This window comes from Bacteroidales bacterium, assembly GCA_021157585.1.
Taxonomy (GTDB): domain Bacteria; phylum Bacteroidota; class Bacteroidia; order Bacteroidales; family UBA12170; genus UBA12170.
Genome location: JAGGWH010000035.1, coordinates 1 through 25,101, shown reverse-complemented (window position 1 = coordinate 25,101; position 25,101 = coordinate 1). Strand labels below are relative to the sequence as shown.

General features: G+C 34.2%; 17 protein-coding genes. 9 read left to right on the top strand and 8 right to left on the bottom strand.

Features of this window, described 5'->3' with window-relative positions; genetic code table 11:
• The 3 genes from J7K39_01910 to J7K39_01900 all read right to left on the bottom strand — a co-directional run.
• The coding region (locus J7K39_01910; protein ID MCD6178635.1) for a hypothetical protein at positions 1 to 255 on the bottom strand (255 nt) is incomplete at its 3' end.
• A gap of 9 nt (positions 256 to 264) precedes the next feature.
• On the bottom strand, positions 265 to 1,683 hold the full coding sequence (locus tag J7K39_01905; GenBank protein ID MCD6178634.1) for a hypothetical protein: 1,419 nt from the start codon (positions 1,681 to 1,683) through the stop codon (positions 265 to 267).
• A gap of 47 nt (positions 1,684 to 1,730) precedes the next feature.
• A complete protein-coding gene (locus J7K39_01900; GenBank protein ID MCD6178633.1) occupies positions 1,731 to 3,230 on the bottom strand; it encodes a response regulator in 1,500 nt (499 codons plus the stop codon).
• 107 nt (positions 3,231 to 3,337) lie between these two features.
• Here J7K39_01900 and J7K39_01895 point away from each other — a divergent pair, with 107 nt between their 5' ends.
• Genes J7K39_01895 through J7K39_01885 form a run of 3 tightly spaced genes read left to right on the top strand, consistent with a single transcriptional unit; the run spans position 3,338 to position 6,436 of the window.
• Complete coding sequence (locus J7K39_01895; protein ID MCD6178632.1) at positions 3,338 to 3,952, top strand: YigZ family protein; 615 nt, start codon at positions 3,338 to 3,340, stop codon at positions 3,950 to 3,952.
• Entirely contained in the window at positions 3,953 to 5,245 is a 1,293-nt protein-coding gene (locus J7K39_01890) for an AMP-binding protein (GenBank protein ID MCD6178631.1), read from the top strand. It begins immediately after the preceding gene.
• A 21-nt stretch (positions 5,246 to 5,266) separates the two neighbouring features.
• Entirely contained in the window at positions 5,267 to 6,436 is a 1,170-nt protein-coding gene (locus J7K39_01885) for a hypothetical protein (protein MCD6178630.1), read from the top strand.
• A 136-nt stretch (positions 6,437 to 6,572) separates the two neighbouring features.
• Here J7K39_01885 and alaS read toward each other — a convergent pair whose 3' ends face one another.
• The gene (alaS, locus tag J7K39_01880; protein ID MCD6178629.1) at positions 6,573 to 9,197 is read right to left on the bottom strand and encodes an alanine--tRNA ligase; all 2,625 of its coding nucleotides are present in this window, start codon (positions 9,195 to 9,197) and stop codon (positions 6,573 to 6,575) included.
• 163 nt (positions 9,198 to 9,360) lie between these two features.
• Between alaS and J7K39_01875 the strand changes: the two genes are divergently transcribed.
• Positions 9,361 to 10,335: a M23 family metallopeptidase gene (locus tag J7K39_01875; GenBank protein MCD6178628.1), complete on the top strand. Its 975-nt coding sequence runs from the start codon at positions 9,361 to 9,363 to the stop codon at positions 10,333 to 10,335.
• A gap of 3 nt (positions 10,336 to 10,338) precedes the next feature.
• Entirely contained in the window at positions 10,339 to 10,665 is a 327-nt protein-coding gene (locus J7K39_01870; protein ID MCD6178627.1) for a MerR family transcriptional regulator, read from the top strand.
• Between the two features lie 7 nt (positions 10,666 to 10,672).
• On the opposite strand, the gene J7K39_01865 is transcribed toward J7K39_01870, so the two are convergent.
• Both J7K39_01865 and J7K39_01860 read right to left on the bottom strand, forming a co-directional pair.
• Entirely contained in the window at positions 10,673 to 11,620 is a 948-nt protein-coding gene (locus J7K39_01865) for a pyridoxal-phosphate dependent enzyme (protein ID MCD6178626.1), read from the bottom strand.
• Between the two features lie 4 nt (positions 11,621 to 11,624).
• The gene (locus tag J7K39_01860) at positions 11,625 to 12,113 is read right to left on the bottom strand and encodes an asparaginase (GenBank protein MCD6178625.1); all 489 of its coding nucleotides are present in this window, start codon (positions 12,111 to 12,113) and stop codon (positions 11,625 to 11,627) included.
• 227 nt (positions 12,114 to 12,340) lie between these two features.
• Here J7K39_01860 and J7K39_01855 point away from each other — a divergent pair, with 227 nt between their 5' ends.
• The 4 genes from J7K39_01855 to glgP all read left to right on the top strand — a co-directional run bounded on the left by J7K39_01855 (position 12,341) and on the right by glgP (position 21,392).
• On the top strand, positions 12,341 to 14,299 hold the full coding sequence (locus J7K39_01855) for a glycogen debranching enzyme family protein (protein ID MCD6178624.1): 1,959 nt from the start codon (positions 12,341 to 12,343) through the stop codon (positions 14,297 to 14,299).
• 8 nt (positions 14,300 to 14,307) lie between these two features.
• Complete coding sequence (locus tag J7K39_01850; GenBank protein ID MCD6178623.1) at positions 14,308 to 15,585, top strand: glycosyltransferase family 4 protein; 1,278 nt, start codon at positions 14,308 to 14,310, stop codon at positions 15,583 to 15,585.
• A gap of 17 nt (positions 15,586 to 15,602) precedes the next feature.
• Positions 15,603 to 17,075: a glycoside hydrolase family 57 protein gene (locus tag J7K39_01845; GenBank protein ID MCD6178622.1), complete on the top strand. Its 1,473-nt coding sequence runs from the start codon at positions 15,603 to 15,605 to the stop codon at positions 17,073 to 17,075.
• A gap of 102 nt (positions 17,076 to 17,177) precedes the next feature.
• Positions 17,178 to 21,392: an alpha-glucan family phosphorylase gene (gene glgP / locus J7K39_01840; GenBank protein MCD6178621.1), complete on the top strand. Its 4,215-nt coding sequence runs from the start codon at positions 17,178 to 17,180 to the stop codon at positions 21,390 to 21,392.
• On the opposite strand, the gene J7K39_01835 is transcribed toward glgP, so the two are convergent.
• On the bottom strand, positions 21,389 to 23,710 hold the full coding sequence (locus J7K39_01835) for a GH92 family glycosyl hydrolase (GenBank protein ID MCD6178620.1): 2,322 nt from the start codon (positions 23,708 to 23,710) through the stop codon (positions 21,389 to 21,391). The genes glgP and J7K39_01835 overlap by 4 nt on opposite strands.
• 66 nt (positions 23,711 to 23,776) lie before the next feature.
• Positions 23,777 to 24,955 (bottom strand): hypothetical protein, encoded by a 1,179-nt coding sequence (locus J7K39_01830; protein ID MCD6178619.1) that lies wholly within the window; start codon positions 24,953 to 24,955, stop codon positions 23,777 to 23,779.
• Positions 24,956 to 25,101 lie beyond the last annotated feature (146 nt).

Below are 25,101 nucleotides of genomic sequence, written 5' to 3'. Positions count from 1 at the left end.
ATTAATAGCTGAATCCCAATATGTTGATGTGCTAGAAACCACAACATCTCCAGTAAAAAAACCATATTCCATATTTGGATAATTATTTATTGTAGGAATATAATAGACAAAGGGATAATGTAAACCAAGATGGGGGTTGTTTGGGCTACCATATGTGTGACCTGCTGTAAAAAAAGAATAAATAGCTGTGCTATTTTGTGCTTTTATGTTTCCTAACAGAACAAGAGCAAATAGATATAAAAGTGTTTTTCTCATTAAGCTTATCTATTCCACCTTCTCCGGCAGATAACCAAAAAGATGTTTTGTTTTAATTTGTTCTGAAACATATTTTGGAACCATAGTTTCCCACTCAGGATTTTGTTCGTGAATTAGTTTTAACACCATAGCACTAAAAATATGCAGTTTTTCTTTATTTACATTTTTAATATCAATAATCTTTCGAGTTTGAATTAAATAATTATAAATAAAGTTTAAGTCTTCACTTAGTGGGATATTAGTGGAGTCCATCAGGCTTTCCTGATCTTTTTGTAAAGCAGGATATACATAAAGCTTCATATTGTCGGGAAATAATTTCCCGAATGCTTCCAAAACGCCACCTTTTAAATGCTTATAGTAGCTTTTATCCAAAACTTTTTTGAAAGTCAGTACCCCAATAACAATACGTAGATTTTTGATTTTAAACCGACTGAAATATGAAACAAGCTTATAATATTCTCTGAAATTAGACACCATCACATTTTGTCCCATTCCATTTAAGATATCTACTCTATCAAGGAAATCCTGATCAGAAAAATCGCCTTCGGTTAATAAATTATTTAAGGTAATCTCGCAAAGAGCCAATGTATTATTTTTATCGTAATCGGGGTCTTTTTTAAAGAGGGTATAACTACTTTTTATCATATCGAAACCTACAAAAGTAATAGGGCGGAAGCTTCCGCGAAAAGCCAATACGTTTTTTTTATAAAGCATATCTTCCGGCGTTTGTACTTTTCCACTACGATCGAAAATAATGGCTTTAGCCATTCCGTTTTTCACCAGCTGAACCCCAAGAAGTCGGTTGTCGACATAATCTAAATCAGGCCCCGACATTTCTATCATAGTAATTTCCAGCTGGTCGGGGAGTAGCGAATCCATTAATGATTGAAGAAACTGATTGGGATATTTATAATGGTGATAGCAAGCATATATTAGGTTTGTCCCTAAAACACCATAAGTTTTTTGTTGTTGCAATGCTGTATTTTCAAGTAGTCGGACATGCAAAACTACTTCGTTTGGATTTCCTTTAGAATTTGTTTGAAAGCGAAGACCCATCCAACCGTGACCTTCTTTATCTTTTTTAAAATTTATAGTTGTTACCGTATCTGCAAAAACAAAAAACCGTGTCTTTTCACTAACCGACTTTCCTAATGTTTTTGTTAGTCCTTCAGCTTCTTGCTTAAGCATTTTTAAAAGACGATTTTTTGAAACATATCTACCGGAAACTTCTTTTCCGTAGAGTTCGTCACTCATCTTCATGTCGTAGGCCGATATTGTCTTAGCTATAGTTCCCGATGCTCCTCCTGCTTGAAAAAAAGTGCGAGCAACTTCTTGCCCTGCACCAATTTCGGCAAAGGTGCCATAGATAGTATTATCCAGATTTATTAATAATGCTTTTCTGCTTGGGCTTAGAGTATCGTTTTGCATGAAAATTTGATTTCAATTTGTCATAAAAATAAGGAAAAACTAAACAATTATTTATTAGTTAAACAATCCTGCATTATTTTATGTAACTCAGCCGGTTTAAATGGTTTACTCATATAATTATTCATTCCGGCAGCTATACAAGCTTCTTTATCACCTTTCATTGCATTAGCAGTAAGGGCAATAATACGAATAGGATTTTTAAGCTGAATATCGTTTTCAAATTCGCGAATACGTTTTGTAGCCTGAATACCATCCATTTCTGGCATTTGAATATCCATAAAAATCAAATCATAATCGTTTTTAGTGTACATTTCAAAAGCAATCTTTCCGTTATTGGCACATTCTACAATGTGACCAAGTTTTTCAAGATGCATTTGTGCTACTTTCTGATTAATCGGATTATCTTCGGCAAGTAATATATGTAGTTTGTTTTGTTCAGGCTTTTCTTCAATTTTAATCGGCTCGTTCATGGCAGCAACTTTATCAGATTTTTTGTAATTGATTACAAACCAAAACTTAGAGCCTTTTCCTTCATCACTTTCTACACCCATTTCTCCACCCAAGAGCTTGGCGATATTTTTTGAAATAACTAAACCTAACCCTGTGCCGCCGTATAATCGTGTAGTAGAAGAATCGACTTGCGAAAATGATTTGAATAGCTTTTTTAAATTACTTTCTGTAATACCTATACCGGTATCAATAATATCAAATTTTATTTTTATATGTGTAGGGGTTTGGTCCAAGACGACAACATTCACATTTATTCCTCCTTCATTTGTAAACTTTACCGCATTATTAAACAGATTGGTTAAAATTTGTTTAAACCTATATTTATCGCCTTTAACATATTGAGGCACATTGGGTGCAATAAGAGTTTTTAAATAAAGATTCTTCTCTTTGATTTTATATTTTAATAACTCAAGTACTTCAAGTGTTGCCTTATGAATATCAAAATCCACTTCCTCAATATCAATTTGTCCTGCTTCAATTTTTGAAAAATCAAGTATATCATTAATAAGATTGAGTAGAGAAGAGGCTGATTGTTGAATTGTACGGACAAAGTCTTTTTGTTTACTGTTAAGTTCAGTTTGATTAAGTAAATCTGTCATCCCCATAATACCATTCATAGGAGTCCGTATTTCATGACTCATATTGGCTAAAAATTCACTTTTACTTTTATTAGCAGAATCGGCACGTTCCTTTTCAGATATTAAAGCATTTTCAATACGTTTTCGTTCTACAATTTCTTGTAATAACTTATCCATATTTCGTTGCAAATCTTTAGTCTGATATTCAACTTGATTACGTAATTCCTGTTCACGTTGGTTCAAACTTCTTATTCTAAATCTGTAAATTAAATAGGAAATAATAAGAGCAAATAATAATAGAATTACATAAAACCATACGGTTTCAACAATTTGGATACCACTTTCTTCTTGACCTGCAGAAAAAAGGGATGAGAAATTAATACTATTAATAGGTTGAGTATAAGCAGGAATAGTAAAAATAGCTGTACCTAAGATTGAAAAGAAGTGGGTCTGTTTCATTGCATCTTTTTTGCTTTTGCAAATTACAACTTTTTTTGATTTGTTTAAATTTGATTTTTTTTATTGATTTGAGCATAGCTTTAGTAAATTAGCATAAAATTTATACAATGCTTTTTGAAGATACGTATAGGATGTTAAGCCAGCCTTCAAGGGGCGAATTTAAAGACAAGGGAAGTAAATTTTATGCCTATGCTTTTGTTGTAAAAACAGATAGTGATATAAAGGAGCATTTGCAGGAATTACGTAAAAAACATTATGATGCTCGCCATCATGCTTACGCTTATATTTTAGGAGTCGATAAAGCAGGATGGCGCGCTAACGATGACGGAGAACCTTCCGGAAGTTCAGGTAAACCAATTTACGGACAATTGCTTTCTTATGATTTAACTAATACCCTAATTGTAGTAGTAAGGTATTTTGGCGGAACAAAATTAGGTATACCTGGTTTAATTAATGCTTATCGTTCTGCTGCAAAAGATGCTATAGAACACGCTAATATTATTGAGAAAAAGATTGAAGATATTTACGAACTTACTTTTACTTATCCTGATATGAATAATGTGATGAGAATTTTAAAAGATGAGGGAATAAGTCCTTTGATGACTGATTTTCAAATTGATTGCAGATTGCAGTTCAAAGTAAGAAAGCAGGATTCAAGCAGGATATACGATAAATTTAAGGCTATACATACACTAAAAGTTACTTATATAAAAACGATTTAAATGAAACGCATTCTAGAAATAGAACAAAAGTCACTCGAAGAAATAAAAACCTTTCAAGAAGAGAGATTAAGAGAGGTAATTGCCTATGTGAGTGAGAATTCTCTTTTTTATAAAAGAGTATTTCAGGAAAATGGTATTACAGTTGAGTCTATTCAAACATTAGAAGATTTACAAAAAATACCGGTCACCACTAAAGCCGATTTATCTGAAAATAATGCAGATTTTATCTGCGTGCCACGAAACGAAATCATAGATTATATAACTACTTCTGGAACACTAGGCGATCCTGTAACCTTTGCTTTAACCGATAAAGACTTGGACCGTTTGGCTTATAACGAATGTATTTCGTTTGAAACCGCCGGAATTGGTAAGGAAGATACTTTACAACTGATGACCACAATAGATCGTCGTTTTATGGCCGGATTAGCTTATTTTATTGGAGCCAGAAGACTTGGTGCCGGTATTGTTCGTGTTGGTAACGGTATTCCTGAGTTGCAGTGGGACACTATTAAACGTATTAATCCAAATGTTATAATCGCCGTTCCTTCTTTTATTCTTAAAATTATTGAATATGCTGAACATAATGGTATTGATTATCGTAACTCATCAGTTAAAAAAGCTATTTGTATTGGTGAGGCATTGAGAGAAAAAGATTTTAGTTTAAGCATCTTGGCTCAACAAATAAAAGCAAAATGGGATATAGAACTTTATTCTACTTATGCTTCTACCGAAATGAGTACTGCTTTTACAGAATGTGATGAGCAAAGGGGAGGACATCATCATCCGGAACTGATTATTGTAGAGTTTTTGGATGATAATAATAATCCGGTTGCTGAAGATGAAGCCGGAGAAATAACTATTACTACATTAGGTGTTGAAGGAATGCCTTTATTACGATTTAAAACAGGAGATATTGCCTATCATTATACTGATGCTTGCAGTTGTGGAAGAACAAGTATGCGTTTAGGTCCTGTAATAGGACGCAGACAACAGATGATTAAATATAAAGGCACAACACTTTATCCTCCGGCACTTTACAATATGTTAGCCGATTTTGATGCTGTAAAAGACTATTATGTTGAAGTATTTACTAATGATATTGGAACAGATGAGATTAAAATTTGTATTTTAGCCTTTAATCAAACGGAGGAATTTGAAAAACAAATAAAAGATCGTTTTAGGGCTAAATTACGAGTAGCACCACTAATAGAATTTGTTAGTGAAGATCATATCCGTAAAGTTAAATATCCTGAAAAAAGTAGGAAGCCGATTAGTTTTTTCGATTTAAGATAAATATAAAAATGAGCAATGTTTATGCAAGATCAAGACTCAAAATATAAAACTGATTTTTCTAAAATAAAACCCTACGAAGAGGATCAGGTACATGATGCTTTGGTCAGAATTCTTTCTAATCCATTGTTTCAGAAAATAATAGATTATATATATCCCACAGAAACTCACGATAAATTAAGAAAAGATTTGTTGGCTGCAACGACTTCTTTAGAATTTCAAAAGATTTTTATGTATACCGGATTAAAATCGGTTTTAAAGAAAACTACACCTAAAGGCTTGCTTTTTAAGAATGAACATTTCATAACTGATGGACGTGCGGTTTCCTATATATCTAATCATCGTGATATTTTGCTTGATTCTGCTCTTTTGCAGGTTATTCTTGTTGATTTAGGTTTAGAAACAAGCGAAATATCTTTTGGTAATAACCTGATTGCGAGTGATTTTATAAACGATTTCGGTCGGATAAATCGTATGTTTACCGTTTTCCGTAATGGAAGTCCCAGAGAATTGTTACAGAATGCTAAGAATTTATCTGCCTATATTCATTGTACTTTAAAGGAAAAACAACGTTCAATATGGATTGCGCATCGTAAAGGAAGAACGAAAAATGGCATAGATAAAACAGATCTTGGCGTTATTAAAATGCTTATTTCGAGCAGTGAAAAAAGTGCTAAAGAAGCTCTTGTCAGCCTTGATATTGTTCCTATTAGCATATCGTACGAATGGGAGCCTTGCGATGCCTCAAAAGTGCGAGAGTTGTATGTAAATGAGTTTGGTACTTATATAAAATATCCCGGAGAAGATATGGATAGTGTTGTAAAAGGTATTATTGGACAAAAAGGAGGAATTGAGCTTGCCTTTTGTAAGCCCGTAAATAATGTTCTCGATACTTTTGATAGTACAGTTGGGAATAATCCATTTCTTAATCAAGTTGTAGATTATATAGATAAGCAGATAATTGAAAATTATAGGTTGTGGCCAAGTAATTATTACGCATACGATTTGGCTAATAATTCAAATAAATACGTAAAATTTTACAGCGAAGAAACTATAAATTATTTCCAAGAACGACTTAAAAGAGCGATCCAATTAGTTGGTGAGGATAATCAAAGAGTAAGAGAAATATTTATTGATATTTATGCTAATCCTGTACGCTCAAAACAAAAGACAGGATTGTTAAGTGCTCAATAGCTTACTGTTAATCAAACTTTGAGGTAAATAAATACGGCATATAAAATATATTCTTATCAGAATGTAGGAAGCCGAAATCTTCCCTAAGCTTGTGTATACCGAATTAATTCAAGCTAATATTTCTAAAATCAAGAGCTTATAGGTCCTCGATTTGTTCTCTTATTAAATGATAAGCTTTTTCTAAACCATCGGGTTTTTTACCACCGGCAGTTGCAAAATGAGCCTGACCGCCACCACCTCCTTGAATTTCTTTAGAAACAGAACGGATAATTTTTCCGGCATCAAGCCCTTTTTCTTCAATCAAATCTTTTGTTAGAGCCACTGTTAGAGTTGCTTTAGCACCATTTTTACTACCTAATGCTATAAGAGTGTGTTTGGTCTCGCGCAAAAGCGCAAACACTAAATTTTTAATATTATTAGCATCTAAATCAACACTATCTGTAATAAGCTTAATTCCGTTAATTTCAACAGCTTCGGATAGGAGAGTGTTTTTAATATTCGCGGCTTTTGCCTGATTTAATTCGTCAATTTGCTTTTGAAGTTTTTTATTCTCATCCTGCAAGTTTTTAACGCCCTTACTCAAATCTTTCTGACCTTTTAAGATATTTCTAATTTGATTTAATTCATGGGCTTGAGAATTGTAATATGCAATGGCTTTTTCTCCGGTAATTGCTTCAATACGACGAATTCCGGCGGCAATAGCACTTTCGTGAAGAATTTTAAATAAACCTATCTGACCCGTAGCTTCAACATGAGTTCCTCCGCAAAGTTCAACAGAATCTCCAAACTGAACTACACGTACTTTATCGCCATATTTTTCGCCAAATAACGCAATAGCGCCCTTTTTAACGGCTTCTTCAATTGGTATATCTGTTTGAATATCGGCAGGAGTATTATTCCATATAGCTTGATTTACAAGCTGCTCAACCTCTTGTATTTCTTCATCTGTCATTTTGTTAAAATGAGCAAAATCGAAACGCAAATAATTGGCGTCGACATAAGAGCCTTTTTGCTCCACATGAGTACCTAACACTTGTCGTAAAGCATGATGCATTAAATGCGCTGCTGTATGATTATTGGCTGTCTGTCGACGTTTTCCTGCAATTACATTTGCTTGAAAAGTTTTTTCGGGATGTTTTGGTAATTGCTTACTAAAATGAACTATAAGATTATTCTCTTTCTTAGTATCGTAAATATCAATTTTCTCTGTCTCACTTTTAATAAAACCCGTATCACCAACCTGTCCGCCGGATTCTGCATAAAAAGGAGTTTGATCAAATACAAGTTGGTAAGCGGTTTTATTTTTAGTTTGAATTTTTCGGTATTTTAAAATGTTTATTTCGGCCGAAAGCAAATCGTAACCTATAAAACCTTTTCCTTCTTGTTTACCTGAAACAATCACCCAATCATCGGTTTCTGAAACGGAAGCTTGTCTGGAACGCTCTTTTTGCTCTTTCATAAAGGTGTCAAATTCCGCTTTGCTTACTGTCAACCCATTCTCTTTAACAATAAGTTCTGTCAAATCAAAAGGAAAGCCAAAAGTATCGTAAAGTTCAAAAGCATCTTTACCCGATAAACTTTTTTTATTACTTAAAGTAAGTTGTTCGATAATCTTTTCAATACGTTGTATTCCAGTACTTAGTGTATTTAAGAACGAATTCTCTTCTTCTTGTATTACTTTAGTTATTAGCTTTTCTTGCTTAGCTAATTCGGGGAAAGCTTCTCCCATTTCTTGTATTAAAACGGGTAAGATTTTATACATAAAAGCCTCTTTCTTATTGAGGAAAGAATAGGCATAACGTACCGCTCTGCGAAGGATTCTACGGATGACATAACCTGCACCAATATTAGAGGGCAGCTGACCATCGGCAATGGTAAATGCTAAGGCTCGAATATGATCGGCAACAACGCGCATAGCAATATCTTGTTTCTTATCTTTTCCGTAGGAAAAACCGGTTTCTTTGGCAATAGCCTGAATTAAAGGTTGAAAAATATCGGTATCGTAGTTGGAGCGAACTCCTTGAATAGCCATAGTCAGACGTTCAAATCCCATACCTGTATCAATATGCTTTTCCGGAAGATTTTCTAATTGTCCGTTAGCTTTACGATTGAACTCAATAAATACAAGATTCCATATTTCAATTACTTCGGGATGATCCATATTTATAAGATCACGCCCCGGTATTTTTGCTTTTTCTTCTTTTGATCTGATATCAATATGAATTTCTGAACAAGGACCGCAAGGACCACTTTCGCCCATTTCCCAGAAATTATCTTTTTTATTACCGTTTAAAATTCTCTCTTCCGGAATAATAGCTTTCCAAAAATTATAAGCTTCTTGGTCAAATGCTGTTCCGTCAATCTTATCACCTTCAAAAACAGTGACATACAAGTCGTTAGGGTTTAAGCCGTAAACTTTGGTAAGCAATTCCCAAGCCCAGGCTATAGCTTCTTTTTTAAAATAATCGCCAAAAGACCAATTACCTAGCATTTCAAACATTGTATGATGATAAGTATCATGCCCTACTTCATCTAAATCATTATGTTTTCCGCTAACACGAAGGCATTTTTGAGTATCAGAGACTCGTTTAGCAGTAGGGTGCCCATGACCTAAAAACACATCTTTAAACTGATTCATTCCCGCATTGATAAACATGAGTGTAGGGTCGTTTTTTACAACCATAGGAGCGGATGGAACAATTTTATGTTGTTTCGATTCGAAAAAATCTAAGAATTTTTGTCTAACTTCTTTTGCTTTCATAGTCTATATTATTTCGTGTGACTTATTAAGACCCAATATTTAAGAGGTTTTTATGTAGTGATAAGTCCGTTGAAAAAAATCGTCACAAAAATAGATTAAATTTAGTTTAATTCATTAAATTTGTGGCTTGTTATTAAATTTTATTTTGGAGGAAATTAAATAAATGGCGAAAAATACATATCGCTTTAACGAAGAAAACTTACAATACGAATTAATTAAGCCCACTCTTAAAACAGGATTGTTAAGGGCTGTTTCCATTATTTTCTCCGGTATTTTGTTTGCCAGTATTGTTTTAATTATTTCAAATAATTTTTTCACTTCCCCTAAGGAGTTGATCTTACAGCGTGAAAATGAACAATATCAATTACAAATTTCTATTATTAATGATCGTTTGGAACGTCTTGATAAAGTAGCCAGCAATCTTCAGGAAAGAGATGATAACATTTACCGTGTAATTTTTGAGGCGGAGCCGATACCTCCAGAAGTAAGAAATGCCGGTATAGGAGGTTCCGATAGGTATTCCAAACTGAAAGGCTTTAAGAATTCCGATTTAATAGTAAAAACAACTAAAAAAACAGATGAGCTGAGTAATAAATTATATGTTCAGTCTAAATCTTTCGATGAAGTATTTAAAATGGCAAGGAATAAAGAAAAAATGATGGCTTGTATTCCTGCTATTCAGCCTATAAGTGATAAATATAAACGTAGGATTTCGGCTTTTTATGGTTATCGTATTCATCCTATTTATAAAACAAGAATATTTCACGAAGGAGTAGATTTTTCTGCACCTATAGGAACAGATGTTTATGCTTCAGGCGATGGTGTTGTTGTTCAGGCAACGCGCTCCAACTATGGTTATGGGAACATTATTAAAATTGATCATGGTTATGGTTATGTGACTGTTTATGCTCATTTACAAAAAATTAATGTTCGTAAAGGACAGAAAGTAAAACGGGGGCAAACTATTGGTGCAGTGGGTAGTACAGGTCTTTCTACAGGACCTCATTTACATTACGAAGTACACAAAAATAATAAGAAAGTAAATCCAATATATTATTTCTTTAACAATATGAATGCTGAAGATTATGATGAAATTATTAAGCTTGCCAACCGTTCAGTAGCTAACGTTTCAAATTAACTTATGGAACATCCTAAAGACAAATTATATTATTCTATTGGCGAAGTGTCTAAAATATTTGGCGTTAATCAATCTTTAATTCGTTTTTGGGAAAAAGAGTTTTCTATTATTAAACCCAAAAAGAACAAAAAAGGAAACCGTTTATTTACACCTAAAGATGTTGATAATTTTCACTTAATATTCCACTTGGTGAAAGAACGAGGATATACGCTACAAGGAGCAAAGCAAAAGCTAAGTAAACAGGGAGAGGGCATCAACGAAAATTTTGAAGTCGTTAAGCGCTTAAAGGATATTCGTTCTTTTTTGGTTGATCTTGAAAAAGTGCTTTAGTGTTTATTTAAAAAGGAAGTTTTCCCATATCTACATTTCCACCCGATAATATCAGTCCTACTTTTTTACCTTTAAAAAAATCTTTATTTTTTAATACAATAGCAAGTGTTATTGCACTCGAAGGTTCTACAACTATTTTCATTCTTTCCCAAATAAGTCGCATAGCATCAATAATTTCAGCTTCACTTGCTAATTTAATTTCTTCAACATACTGCTGGATAAAATGGAAAGTGATATCGCCTAAAGCTGTTCTTAAACCATCTGCTATTGTGAGTGGTTTTAATGGAGGCTGTATTATTCCTGTTTTAAGAGATCGGTAAGCATCATCGGCTAATTGTGGTTCAGCACCTATTACCTTGGTTGTTGGCGAAAAATAATATGTTGCTAGTGCTGTTCCTGATATTAAACCACCACCACCAACGGGCGAAATAATCATATCTAACGACTCCGTTTGCTCAAGAAACTCCTGCGTAGCTGTACTATTTCCTAAAATAACATCAATAGCATTATAGGGATGTAGCGGAGTGCAATTATGTTTATTTACAACTTGCTCTTGCGTTCTTTCTCTTGCTTCCAAAGTCGGTTCACATTCAATGATAGTTGCTCCATAGGAAGCCACTGCATCCTTTTTAACTTGAGGTGCATTAGATGGCATAATAGCCCAAGCAGGAATCTTTAATAATTTGGCACTTAAAGCCATAGCTTGTGCAAAATTACCTGAAGAGTGAGTTGCTATTCCTTTAAGTTGTTGCTCTTTACTTAGCTGAAGTGTTGCATACATTGCTCCTCGCATCTTAAATGCGCCCATCTTTTGCATATTCTCAGCTTTAAAAAATAGCTGAGCTCCACTTATTTCATTAAGAGCTGAAGATTTAAAAACAGGAGTCTTGTGAATATATTTCTCTATTTTTTTTCTAGCTTCTAAAAGTGCCGTTTTATTTGGTGTTTGTATCATTTTTTTATTTGATAAAATAAAGTCCGCTTTCAAGATTTCTATCCAATTTATAGTAAGGTGCAATAATTCCCTGTATAGCGATGTAAATACCTTGCGAAAGTGTTTGAACGCCTGCTAGAGCCATTCCGAAATTAATATCCGCATCTGTATTGCTGAATCTTTCCGGCCGCATTGCAGCTGTAATTACAATGGTTTTATTTTTTATAGTGCTAAGTGATAAAGCCGTTTCTAAAAGAGTATCTGTTCCGTGAGTAATAATAATTTGAGTGTTGGATGCTGCTTGGCAAGCTTTTAATATTTTATTGCGGTCGGTTTCTGTTAGTTCTGTACTGTCTTTTTTGAGCAAAGTAACAATTTCCCATTCTATTGTTTTTGGGAGTTTTTCAATTATTCTGATGAAAGCGGGATCTCCAATTTCAAAAGCCCAACCATTTATTGATTTAGGATAATCTTTATCTATAGTACCTCCGGTTTGAATTAATGTAACAGCCATGATTCAAAATTTTAGCAAATTTAAACAAATACAATAGATTATATTCTTAATATTTATAATTATTCAAAGGAAGAAAACTCGTAATACTTCTGAACAGCAATCGTTTGCATATTATTTTTTTGTTAATTTTGATTTGGAGTAAATATACATTGTAAGAAATTAAGGTATCTTTGTATTTAATTTTCAGTGTATTTTTTTGTTTAATATTTCGACTTAAGGATTTGTTAATGAGTTATATTCAATTTGATAAAAAACATTTAACCAACTTAAAATTTGCATTGCGCAAAGAATTCGTTAGAACTAACAGGAGTGGCTCTTATGCAAGTAGTACTGTAATTGGTTGTAATACCAGAAAATATCATGGTCTTCTTGTTGTCCCTCAGCCTAATTTTGGAAACGAAAATCACGTATTGCTTTCGTCTCTGGACTTAACTGTTATTCAACATGATGCATCATTTAATTTGGGAATTCATAAATACAAAGGAGGAGAGTATAATCCCAAAGGACATAAATATATGCGGGAATATATATCTGATCCTATTCCTAAAATTACTTATAGAGTAGGTGGTGTTGTGCTGAGTGTAGAAAGTGTATTTAGCGATAAAAAAGCGAGTATGTTTTTGAAATACACTTTGTTGGAGGCTAAATCTAAAACAATATTCAGGATTAAACCCTTGCTTGCTTTTAGAAATATTCATGATTTAACTCATGCTAATACCATTGCCGACACTTCTTATAAAGAAGTGAATAACGGTTTTAAAATGCAATTGTATCCCGGATTTACACCGCTTTATCTGCAATTTTCAAAGGCTGTAGATTATATTCATCATCCCGATTGGTATTCTGATTTTGAATATATGAAGGAGATAAAAAGGGGATATGCTGGTCACGAAGATCTTTTGGCTCCGGGTGATTTTGAGTTTGCCATTAAAAAGGGTGAGAGTGTAATACTTCAGGCTGGTATAAAAGAAGGAGTTCCAAGTACTTTCTCCCGACAGTTTAGTCTACAATTAAAAAAACGAGTTCCTCGCGATAGCTTTAAAAATAATTTGATAAATGCTTCTCAACAATTTCTTATTGAACAAGTCGGAAAGACAGAAATTGCTGCCGGATTGCCTTGGAAAGGTAGTTGGGGTAGAGATACTTTTGTTTCGCTTCCGGGCTTAACATTGGCTTTGGGTGATGAAAAGAAATTTATCAATATTTTAGATACTTGGGTAGCAAAACAGCAAAACGGATTTTTCCCTAATAAAGGCACAGGAGATGAAGTAGATTTTTATTCAGCAGATACTTCTCTATGGTTTTTCTGGGCACTTCAAAAATATATCTATTATACCGCTAAAGATCAATTGGTTTGGAGGAAATATGCTAAACCAATGCTTGAAGTTTTAGAAGCATATAAAAACGGGAAGCCCGAACTTGGGATTCAAATGAAGCCTGATGGACTTATCTACGCCTCTAAGGAAAACGTTCCTTTAACTTGGATGGACGCAGTTTTGTTTGGTAAAGCAGTTACACCACGTGCAGGCTTTGCTGTAGAAATAAATGCTCTTTGGTATAATGCTATTGCTTTTTATTTATCCCTCGAAACTAAATTCAAGAAAAAAGATCACAGTATATTCTGGACAGATCAATTAGAAAAAACAGGACAAAGCTTTTTAGAAGTTTTTACCGATATTAAACATAATTATTTGGCCGATTTTGTTAATGAAAGCGAAGAATGTTGGGATGTTAGACCTAATATGTTGATAGCAGCCTCTTTAAATTTTTCGCCTTTGGCTGATGAAATACGTAAATCTATACTCGATGTTGTAAAACAAGAGCTTTTAACTCCTCGTGGAATTAGAAGTTTATCTCCAAAAAATCCAAAATACAAATCAAAATACGAAGGAAATATAGAAATTAGAGATAACAGCTATCATAATGGTGCTGTTTGGCCTTGGTTGTTAATTCCTTATGCTGATGTGCTTTTCTATTTATATGGAAAAGGAGCAATTGGTGAAATACAAGCTATTGTAGATCGTTTTGAAGAGGAAATGTTTGAACATGGAATTGGAAGTATTTCAGAGTTATATAATGGCGATCCTCCATACGAAGGAAAAGGAGGTGTCTCACAAGCTTGGAGTGTATCCGCCATTTTAAGTTTAATGTTTAGAGTAGAAAATAATAAAACTAAGCAGATATGAAAGTATTAATGTTTGGTTGGGAATTCCCACCACATATTACAGGTGGCTTGGGTACTGCATCTTACGGTTTAACTAAGGGTTTGCTTAAGCATGGAGTGGAAATGATTTTTGTTGTTCCTAAAGCCTTTGGCGATGAAGATCAACGTGCTGTTCGTATTGTTAACGCTAGTGATATTCCGGTAAATTATAAACAGAAAAATATTCAAGAGTTTTGGGAGAAGTTAACGTATCTCGAGATTGGTTCCAATATCCGTCCCTATATCGATCCTGAAGATTTTGCTCAAATTCACGAAGATGTTAAACATTCAATCAAAGAAAAAGAGCATCTGATTTTAGGTGAGAAATATACTTTTTCTGGGAAATATGGTAAAAACCTAATGGAAGAAGTTGCTCGATATGCTATGGTGGGCGCAAGTATTGCTGCTCAATACGACTTTGATATTATTCATGCTCACGATTGGTTGACATATATGGCAGGTATTGCGGCTAAAGAAGTTTCCGGTAAACCTTTGGTTGTTCATATGCATGCTACAGAATATGACAGAGCAGGAGAAGATCGTATAAATACCGAAGTATTTGGTATTGAGCAAAAAGGTATGAGTACTGCCGATAAAGTTATTACCGTGAGTAATCTTACCCGAGATATTGTTATAAAACATTATGGTATCAATCCTGATAAAATACAAACAGTACATAATGCTATCGAACCCGTAGATAAAGAGAATATTGTAGCAAACAGATCGGTAAAGGAAAAAGTAGTAACTTTTTTGGGTCGCCTGACTTTTCAAAAAGGACCGGAGTATTTTTTAGAAGCCGCAAAACTTGTTATTGAAAGAGATGATAATGTTCGTTTTGTAATGGCTGGAAATGGTGATATGTTTGAGTCTTTGATAAAACGTGTTGCCGAATTGAAAATTGCTGATAAGTTTCATTTTACAGGCTTTTTAAAAGGAACTGATGTCGATAAAATGTTTCTGCTTTCAGATGTATTTGTAATGCCATCTGTTTCAGAACCCTTTGGATTAGTACCATTGGAGGCAATGCGCTCCAATGTGCCGGTAATCATTTCAAAGCAATCGGGAGTAGCCGAAGTACTTACCAATGCTATTAAAGTCGACTTTTGGGATGTAGAAAGTATGGCTGATTCTATTTATGGCTTACTTCATTATAATTCTCTATCGCAAATGTTTATTAAAAATGGAGTAGAAGAAGTAGATAATCTTAAATGGGAATATGCCGCAAAACAGGTAAAAACAATATACGAAAGTGTTTTGTCAAATAAATAGAATTAGAAAACAATAATATGCAATCAGTTTGTCTTTATTTTCAGGTTCATCAACCGTATCGTTTAAAAAAATACCGTTTTTTTAATTTGGGTAATGATCATTATTATTATGATGATTATTTGAATAAATCTATAATGGAAAGGGTAGCCGCAAAAAGCTATATTCCGATGAATAATTTATTGCTTGATCTTATTAAGAAATACGGCAAAAAGTTTAAAGTCAGTTTTTCAATTAGCGGTATGGCTTTGGATCAATTTCAAGAATATACACCTGAGGTATTGAAGAGCTTCAAAGCTTTGGCACAAACGGGAAATGTTGAATTTTTGGCAGAAACCTATGCTCATTCCTTAGCCGGAATGAAAAGCAAAGAAGAATTTATACGCCAAATTCAGATGCATCAGAAAAGGATTAAAGAGCTGTTTGGTCTTAATCCACAAACTTTTAGAAATACAGAGCTAATCTATTCCGATGATATTGGAGAAACCGTGGCTGATTTAGGATTTAAAACTATACTCACTGAAGGAGCAAAGCATATTTTGGGTTGGAAAAGTCCCAATTTTGTGTACACTAATGCAATTAATCCTCGCCTAAAAGTTTTGCTTCGTAATTTCCAATTGAGCGATGATATCGCTTTTCGTTTTTCTAATCAGGAGTGGAGTGAATGGCCTTTAACAACAGATAAATTTTCCGATTGGTTGAACAATTTAAATCCAAAAGAGCAAGTGGTAAATTTGTTTATGGATTATGAAACTTTTGGCGAGCATCAATGGGCAGAAACAGGTATTTTTGAATTTATGCGTAATCTTCCGGAAAAAATATTGAATAAACCCAATTTAAGTTTTAAAACACCTTCGGAAGTAAGTAAGGAATACCAACCTATTGCGGCTATACAAGTTCCAAATGCTATTAGCTGGGCAGATGAAGAACGTGATTTAACCGCTTGGCTCGGAAACGAAATCCAAGATGAAGCTTTCGATAAACTTTATACTGTTGAAACGGCTATGCGGAATTGTAAAGATCCCGTATTACAAAAAGATTGGCTGAAATTACAAGCCAGTGACCATTTTTATTATATGTGTACTAAATGGTTTTCCGATGGTGATGTTCATGAATATTTTACGCCATATAGTTCTCCTTATGAGGCTTTTATAAATTTCATGAATATCCTTTCTGATTTTTATATTCGTTTAGACAGAGCAGGCTTAGGTCGAAGAAAAAGAGTAAATAAACGATTGGAAATACTGCAAGAAGATGTGTTTAATATTGTTGAAAAATGTACCAATGTTAAGCTTAAACAGATTATTAAAGAACTAAATACGGATGAGCTAACTGTCTTGTTTTTTGAAAGTAATCAAAATATTCGTGATAAAATTATGAAGGTAATAGGAAAAAAGAACCTGAAGAAAATTCAAGATTTACGAAAAAATACAGATGCTTTATCCGGTAGAGAAATAGATGAATACAAAGAGAGTATTCGTCGGAAGATTTAACTTTTGGCATAATCTCAGCTTAAAATATTGAACAATTATTAGCAAGGTTTCAGCCCTGTCTGGAAGTTCTTGCGCAACCATAATATTTAAATAGGATAAATCATGAAAACAAAATATATATTTGAAACCGCTTGGGAGGTTTGTAATAAAATTGGTGGTATCCACACCGTTTTAGCCTCAAAAGCACCTGCTATTCAACCAAAATATGGCGATAACTACTTTTTTATTGGCCCTGACGTTTGGATGGAAACAAGCAAGAACCCGGAATTTACAGAAGATAAATCATTATTTACTGACTGGACAGCGCATGCACAGTCAGAAGGAATAAATTTTAGAATAGGTCGTTGGAATATCAAAGGAAATCCTATAGCTATTTTAATCGATTTCAAACCATATTTTAATAAAAAAGATCAAATTTTCGGCTCTTGGTGGGAAACTTATAAACTGGATTCAATCTCAGGAGGCTGGGATTATATAGAGCCTGCCTTGTTTGGCTATGCTGCCGGTAGGTTGATTGATAGCTTTCAAAAATATTATGGCGTTTATCAAGACGGAATAGCAGCTCATTTTCATGAGTGGATGACTGCTTCAGCTATATTGTATTTAAAACAAAACAACCCGTCTATAGCGACTGTATTTACAACACATGCAACAGTTTTAGGTCGCTCCATTGCGGGTAATGGTTTACCACTTTACGATCAAATTGATAAATACAATCCTGATATGGTAGCTCGGGAATTCTCTGTTGTTGCCAAGCACTCCTTAGAAAAATTAGCCGCTCAAAATGCCGATATGTTTACAACTGTTAGCGAAGTAACTAATGTTGAATGTAAATATTTCTTAGGTAAGGCAGTAGATATTGTGACTCCCAATGGCTTTGATGGAAGATTAGTTGCTCCTGCAAAGGAAGTTAAACGGGAAAATAACAGAGATTTATTACTGAAAGTAGCAAGTAAAATGACAAATAATAAGTTTGATAAAGATACCTTATTGCTTGTTATTAGCGGCAGATACGAATATAGAAATAAAGGAATTGATGTTTTCCTTGAAGCTCTTAATCAGCTAAAATCTAAGCTTGAAAAAAGGAAGGTAATCGCCTTTTTAATGATTCCTGCCGGTATTAGAGGTGTAGATATAGAATTAGCCAAAGCTTTAAATATAAATTCCAGTAATTTTTTAGGCAAACGATTTACGCATCAATTAACGGATGAGAATCATGATCCTATCAAAAACAAAATGGATGAGCTTGAACTGATTAATGCTGCCGATGATTTGCTCACAGTAATTAGTGTTCCTGCGTACTTGCAAGGGGAAGATGGTATTTTTAATCAAAAATATTACGATCTTTTATCCGTCTGCGATTTGAGCGTTTTTCCATCTTATTATGAACCTTGGGGCTACACCCCATTAGAAAGTCTTGCTTTTGGAGTACCTTCTGTAACTACTTCATTATCGGGCTTTGGCCGTTGGGTACAAGCTTCCTTTGAAGAAAATAATGGACTAAAAGTAGTGCCTCGCAGCGATATTAACGAAAGAGAAGTTATTCAGAGTATTACAGATCATATATTAAATTTCTACCGCGGTGAGACAAAATATATAGGTCAGGCAAAAAAAGACGCTGTACGTATTGCAGAAGCGGCACAATGGAAGAATTTTATAGAATATTATGAAGAAACCTATACTAAAGCTCTTGAAAAGGTTTCAGCAAGAGTAAAAGAAGTTGCCGGTCAGGAGCAGTTTAGCTTGGTGCAATCCAATGTGTTGAAAGTTTCTCAAAAACCTAATTGGAAAAAAGTCTTGGTTCGCCCTGTTTTACCCAAAGAGCTACAAAAATTGGAGATACTGACCAAAAATCTTTGGTGGTCGTGGAACTATTGTGCACAAGATTTCTTTGATAGAATGGGAGGAGGGCTTTGGCTAAAACTAAAGAAGAACCCGGTTGCTATGCTTGAAGAAATTTCGCAGGCACGCTATGATAAACTTTTATCCGATAAGGATTTTATGGCTCATTATGAAAAAGTAATGAATAAGTTCGAGGCTTATATGGCAAAAGCTAAGGAAAAGCCAAAACAACAAATTGCCTATTTCAGCATGGAATACGGCATCGACGATAGTTTAAAAATATTCTCAGGCGGTTTAGGCATTTTGGCAGGCGATTATTTAAAGCAGGCTTCTGACTCTAACGTAAATATGATTGGCATAGGTCTTTTATATCGTTATGGATATTTTAAGCAAAAATTATCAGTCAGTGGTAATCAAATAGATATTTATAATCCTCAAAAATTCTCTCGGCTTTCTGTTGTTCCTGTGCGTTTGTCTGACGGCAAATGGGCAACGGTAAGCATTGCTTTGCCGGGCAGAAATATGAAGGCTAAAGTCTGGTTAGCACAAGTTGGACGCATTCCACTTTATTTGCTCGATACAGATATTGAAGAAAATTCTGAAGAAGATAAAAAAGTCAGCCATCAGCTTTATGGTGGCGATTGGGAAAATCGTTTAAAACAGGAGCTGTTATTAGGTGTTGGAGGTATTCGCTTAATAGAAACATTAGGCTTAAAACCGGATATTTATCACGCTAATGAAGGTCATGCAGCTTTCAATTCTTTGGAACGTTTAAAAAACTTAATTCAAAACGATAATTTAAGTTTTAATGAGGCTAAAGAAGTTGTGCGTGCAAGTACTTTATTTACAACGCATACTCCCGTTCCTGCCGGTCATGACGCTTTTGAAGAAAGTATATTGAGAAAATATATTCCTCATTATGCAGACCGTCTTCAACTAACTTGGAATGACTTTATGAACTTGGGACGATGGACGGAAAATGAGGGCAATCAAAAATTTTCTATGAGTGTACTCGCAGCACGTATGTCGCAAGAGATGAATGGTGTAAGCCGTATTCATGGGCATGTTAGTCAAGAAATGTTTAAGTCGCTTTACGATGGGTATTATGCCGACGAATTACATATTGGATATGTTACTAATGGAGTGCATTATTCCACTTGGACATCCAAAGAATGGCAGCAATTTCATCACGAACTTTTTGGTCAAGATTTTTTGGAAACACAAAGCGATGAGAAAGTATGGAAGACTATCAACGATATTTCTAATGATCGTATTTGGGAGTTACATCTCAATCAGAAAAGACATTTATTTGATTATTTGAAAGTTAGACTGACACAGGAGTTAAAAGAGCGTCAAGAGCATCCTGCTTATATTGTTCAAGTGATGGAAAATATGAACCCAAAATCTTTAACTATTGGTTTTGCTCGTCGTTTTGCTACCTATAAAAGAGCACATTTATTATTTACTAATTTAGATCGTTTACGTCAACTGGTATCCAGTACAACACAACCTATACAGTTTCTTTTTGCCGGAAAAGCTCATCCGCACGATAAGGCCGGACAAGATTTAATAAAACGTGTTATAGAAGTTTCTAAGATGCCTGATTTTATTGGAAAGATTCTCTTTATAGAAAATTATGATATGGAATTGGCTAAGCATTTGGTTAGTGGTGTTGATGTATGGTTAAACACTCCAACACGACCATTAGAAGCTTCTGGAACAAGTGGGGAAAAAGCCGTTATGAATGGTGTGATGAACTTCTCTGTTCTCGATGGCTGGTGGGCCGAAGGATATACCGATGGGGCAGGTTGGGCTTTAGAAGAAAGCAGAACCTATTTAGAACAAAATATGCAAAATATGCTGGATGCAGAAGTTATTTATTCTAAATTGGAATCGGAAATTGTAAAAGCATATTACAACAAAGATAATAGTGACGTTTCTGATCAGTGGATTGCTCACATCAAAAATACCTTTACACAAATTGCACCTCATTTTACGATGAAACGTATGCTTGATGATTATTTCGATCGCTTTTACAATAAGTTGTTTGTTAGCTCTAAAGCTTTTTATGCTAATAATTTTGAGGTAGCTTCGAGTTTAGCAAAATGGAAAGAAAAAATTGTTAATCAATGGGAGGATATACAGATTATTTCTGAAGAATTGCCGCAAAGTTATCAGGATCATACTCTTAATTTAGGCGATACTTTTATGGCTCGAATTGAGATAAACTTAGCCGAGCTTTCTGCAGAAGATGTACGCGTTGAAATCCTTTTTGGTGAAAAAGAAGAAGATGAAATTAAGCGAATCATCTATAAGGAAGAGATGAAAGTAGAAAATTTACCTAACGGTAATGTGCTTTATTCTTGCGCTATTCCTGTTGAAAGAGCTGGTGTTTACGATTATGTTTTTCGTATAAGTCCTAAATCAGATAATTTGGCTTATCCCGAAGATTTCTCTTTAATAAAATGGATTTAAGGAGCAATTGAAACCGCTTTTTTATTTGGGCTACTTCCCATCTTAAACTCTAAAATACCGCCCTGCATTAATTCATTATGAGTTAAATACAAGCGATTTATTATTTTACCATTTAGTCTAATATGTTTTATATAAACATTCTTTGGACTTTGATTTAGCACTTTTATTTGCAACTGATTTCCGTTTTCGAAAGTTAGATTTGCAGATTTTACGTTTGGACTACCAATAGCATAGCGGTCTGATCCTGGTGCAATGGGATAAAAGCCTAAAGCATTAAAAATATACCAAGCACTCATCTGACCGGCATCATCATTGCCACATAAACCGTCGTTTGAATTGGAATACATCGTTTTCATAATCATCCGAACCCGTTCCTGTGTTTTCCAGGGAGCATTTGTCCAATTATAAAGAAAGGGGATGTGATGACCAGGTTCGTTTCCGTGCACATATAATCCGATAATTCCGTCTCGGGTAATATCTTCGGTATGAGCAAAATATTCATCATCTAAATGCTGGGTAAATAATGAATCTAAATGGAGCTCAAAAGCCTTTTTTCCACCCATCAAGGAGATTAATTTATCAGGAGCTTGAGGAACGTATAGGCTGTAATTCCAAGCATTACCTTCAATAAAACCTTGTCCGTGTGTACTCAGTTTATCAAAGTCTTTTCGCCATTCGCCATTGGCCAATTTTGGAGCCATAGATCCTTTATCTGGATTGAAGACATTTTGATAGGAGAGTGCTCTCGTTTCAAATTTCTCAGACACTTTTTTATCATTCAAAGTATTTGCCATTTGAGCAATACACCAATCGTCATAAGCATATTCCAAAGTTTTTGAAACGGAATAAGAGTTTTTATCGTCAGGAACATAGCCAAGCTCTTTATAAAATTCAATACCATCATAATATGATGTATTTGCAGTTTGAACAGAAGCAGATAATGCTCTTTGATAAGATTCGGGCTTCAATACGCCTTTTATCATTGCATCGGCTAAAAGAGAAACGCTGTGGTAACCAATCATACACCAGTTTTCGTTAGCATAATGCGACCAAACCGGAAGCATTGGATGTACACTCTGATCGTAATGCGCCAATAAAGATTCCATCATATCTTTATTTCTTGTAGGTTGAATAAGATTAAACAAGGGGTGAAGCGCTCTATAGGTATCCCATAAAGAGAAAATGGTGTAATTCGTAAAGCCTTCTGCATAATGAATATTGCCGTCCAATCCTTTGTATGCGCCATCCACATCCATATATTCTATTGGGCTTAAAAAGCTATGATAAAGTGCAGTATAAAATGTTTCTTTATCGGCTAAAGTCTGAGTTTCAACCTGAATTTTAGCCAATTCTTGGTTCCATTCATCTTGACCTTCCTTTTTAATACGATTAAAATCCCAGTGTGGAATTTCAGCTTTTAAGTTACGCAAAGCCCCGACAGTAGATGTTGATGAAAGAGCAAACTTTAAAAGAATCTCTTCGCCTTCATCCATATCAAACTGAAAGTAAGCTCGAATCTGGCGTCCAGCCATTTCAGGAAAGTTTTTTGTTTCGTCAAACTTACGCCAAAACCCGCGATAAAGCTGTTTGTCGTATTTTTTATGGCCGTATTCTTTTATCGGTTTGGAAAATGAAAGAGCGAAATAGACTGTTCTCGTTCTTGCCCAACCCTGAGTTTGACGATATCCCGTTACCAATGTATCGTTTTCAATCCGAATAAAAGTCCAGACATTCTTCTCTTCAAAATTGTAAATCCCAGCCATTAAATCGAGTATGATATTTGCGCTATCTGTTTTAGGGAAAGTATAGCGATGGAAACCTACTCTTTTACTTGAGGTAAATTCTGCATTTATCCGGTAATCAGATAAATAAACTTGATAATAATTTGGTTCTGCTTTCTCGTTATTATGCGAAAAGCGAGAACGATATCCTGTTTCCGGTGCTGAAGAAGTCCCCGGATTTAATAGCAATTTTCCTACGGTTGGCATCACCAAAAAATCACCTAAATCGGAATGACCGGTACCGCTAAAATGGGTATGACTAAAACCCACAATAGTAAAATCTTTGAATTGATAACCAGAGCAATATTCATAAGTTTGAGGATTGTATTTTCCATTAATGGCATAAGCTTGGTTATCTGTTTCGGGGCTAAGCTGTACCATCCCGAAAGGGCGAGTGGCTCCAGGATAGGTATGTCCCATATTTTTTGTGCCTACAAAAGGATTTACGTATTGGATAAAATTTTTGCTTTCTTGAGCATTGATTAGTCCAAAACTCAAAATAGAAATAAAAACAATAAAGTATTTCTTAATGGACATAGTGTTTTGAATGAAAGTTTATTCAAAGTTAGGGTTTATGCCAATACAGATGGTAATAAAGGGAAATTAACTTGCTCTTTCAAACGACTTATTTTCTGCCTTTACAATTACATTTTGCAATGGGCGGAAGCGTTTCCGAATAAGAGGCCATTTGGCCGGATATTGTTCTAAAAGACTTATAATCTTAGGAGTATGATGTTTTAACTTATCCGATATAGCCGCTGCAGTAATAGGTTTTTCTAATTTATGGCCAACATTTGCACTGGTAAGTTTCCAGTTTTGTTTAAGAAGCAATTGAGCTGCTTGCTCCATATCGTTAAGGAAATCGAAAGTCTTAGAATGTCGGTGTTTTGTATTTTCTTCAGATAAAATTTCTGTAGATAGGGATTTGCTTTGTATTTCTTCTGATGATTTAAAATTAAGGTAATCAGATTTTATAATATGCTCGTATACACCTGTTCCAAAATTTATGGTTTTAGCCAAAGACATAGCTATGCTTAATTGTTTTTTTAATTCAAATATGCCATTTGAAAATTCACCAATTTTGTCTTTTGCATCTTCTGATAAATAAAATATATCCTTATCGCTATTATTTAAATCATTGATTAAGAATTCTGTAAGCTGAAGGATATTTTCCTTATTTCTATTTTTTAATGCGATATTCTCAAGTTTAATTTTATTCTTATTTTCTAAAATTAAGCGAGTATGCTCATTAATTATTTTTAAACTATTTTGATTGTGTTTAATAGTATTTAGTTGGGCATTTAAACTATTGTAAAGTAAATGTCCGATAATAGCTTTATTAGAGGTAGTTAGTACTTTGTCGTTTCTGCTTAAACCAAAGTCGCTAGTGTTTTTCCTAAAATAGAAAAGATATAAGTCTTTGGAGTAATCTGTAGTATTTGGAAAAGCCAAACATAAAACGTGACTGTCAAATTCGGAAAATAGGTCTTGCTTAATTTCGTTTTCTTTATAATTAGAATAGGGGATATTATCTATTCTGAGCCAATTTTGATTACTCTGTTTTCTCCTAAATGTGTTTAGCGTATCCAACGATTCTTTTGTGAAATTAAGTCGTATTGCCTGTTGCTTGTTATTTGTGCGCCCGACACTATGAAGTTCAGTTTTGGAGTTTTCTACATTATAAAACAATAAATCTATGCGCTCAATTCCGGGTAGGCTTTTCAGGCTTTCTTCCAAAACGACTAAATAGGGGTTGTTAAGAAAAGTAAACAACTCGTGCATAGCTCCTTGTCTTTTGTTTTAATGAAATGTAAAAGTACATTAAAAAGTATACTAATTCAAGAAAATATAGATATAATTAAGAAAAAAATTAAGAATTTTATAAAATACTTAAATATTATTTAAGACAAAATAAATGACTTAAATGT

Bases quoted from the DNA above. Each gene is read 5' to 3' on its own strand.
- glgP (MCD6178621.1), top strand. From the start codon at position 17,178: ATGAAAACAAAATATATATTTGAAACCGCTTGGGAGGTTTGTAATAAA.
- J7K39_01890 (MCD6178631.1), top strand. From the start codon at position 3,953: ATGAAACGCATTCTAGAAATAGAACAAAAGTCACTCGAAGAAATAAAA.
- J7K39_01885 (MCD6178630.1), top strand. From the start codon at position 5,267: ATGCAAGATCAAGACTCAAAATATAAAACTGATTTTTCTAAAATAAAA.
- J7K39_01830 (MCD6178619.1), bottom strand. From the start codon at position 24,955: ATGCACGAGTTGTTTACTTTTCTTAACAACCCCTATTTAGTCGTTTTG.
- J7K39_01860 (MCD6178625.1), bottom strand. From the start codon at position 12,113: ATGGCTGTTACATTAATTCAAACCGGAGGTACTATAGATAAAGATTAT.
- J7K39_01870 (MCD6178627.1), top strand. From the start codon at position 10,339: ATGGAACATCCTAAAGACAAATTATATTATTCTATTGGCGAAGTGTCT.
- J7K39_01835 (MCD6178620.1), bottom strand. From the start codon at position 23,710: ATGTCCATTAAGAAATACTTTATTGTTTTTATTTCTATTTTGAGTTTT.
- J7K39_01905 (MCD6178634.1), bottom strand. From the start codon at position 1,683: ATGCAAAACGATACTCTAAGCCCAAGCAGAAAAGCATTATTAATAAAT.
- J7K39_01850 (MCD6178623.1), top strand. From the start codon at position 14,308: ATGTTTGGTTGGGAATTCCCACCACATATTACAGGTGGCTTGGGTACT.
- alaS (MCD6178629.1), bottom strand. From the start codon at position 9,197: ATGAAAGCAAAAGAAGTTAGACAAAAATTCTTAGATTTTTTCGAATCG.
- J7K39_01865 (MCD6178626.1), bottom strand. From the start codon at position 11,620: ATGATACAAACACCAAATAAAACGGCACTTTTAGAAGCTAGAAAAAAA.
- J7K39_01875 (MCD6178628.1), top strand. From the start codon at position 9,361: ATGGCGAAAAATACATATCGCTTTAACGAAGAAAACTTACAATACGAA.
- J7K39_01900 (MCD6178633.1), bottom strand. From the start codon at position 3,230: ATGAAACAGACCCACTTCTTTTCAATCTTAGGTACAGCTATTTTTACT.
- J7K39_01895 (MCD6178632.1), top strand. From the start codon at position 3,338: ATGCTTTTTGAAGATACGTATAGGATGTTAAGCCAGCCTTCAAGGGGC.
- J7K39_01855 (MCD6178624.1), top strand. From the start codon at position 12,341: ATGAGTTATATTCAATTTGATAAAAAACATTTAACCAACTTAAAATTT.
- J7K39_01845 (MCD6178622.1), top strand. From the start codon at position 15,603: ATGCAATCAGTTTGTCTTTATTTTCAGGTTCATCAACCGTATCGTTTA.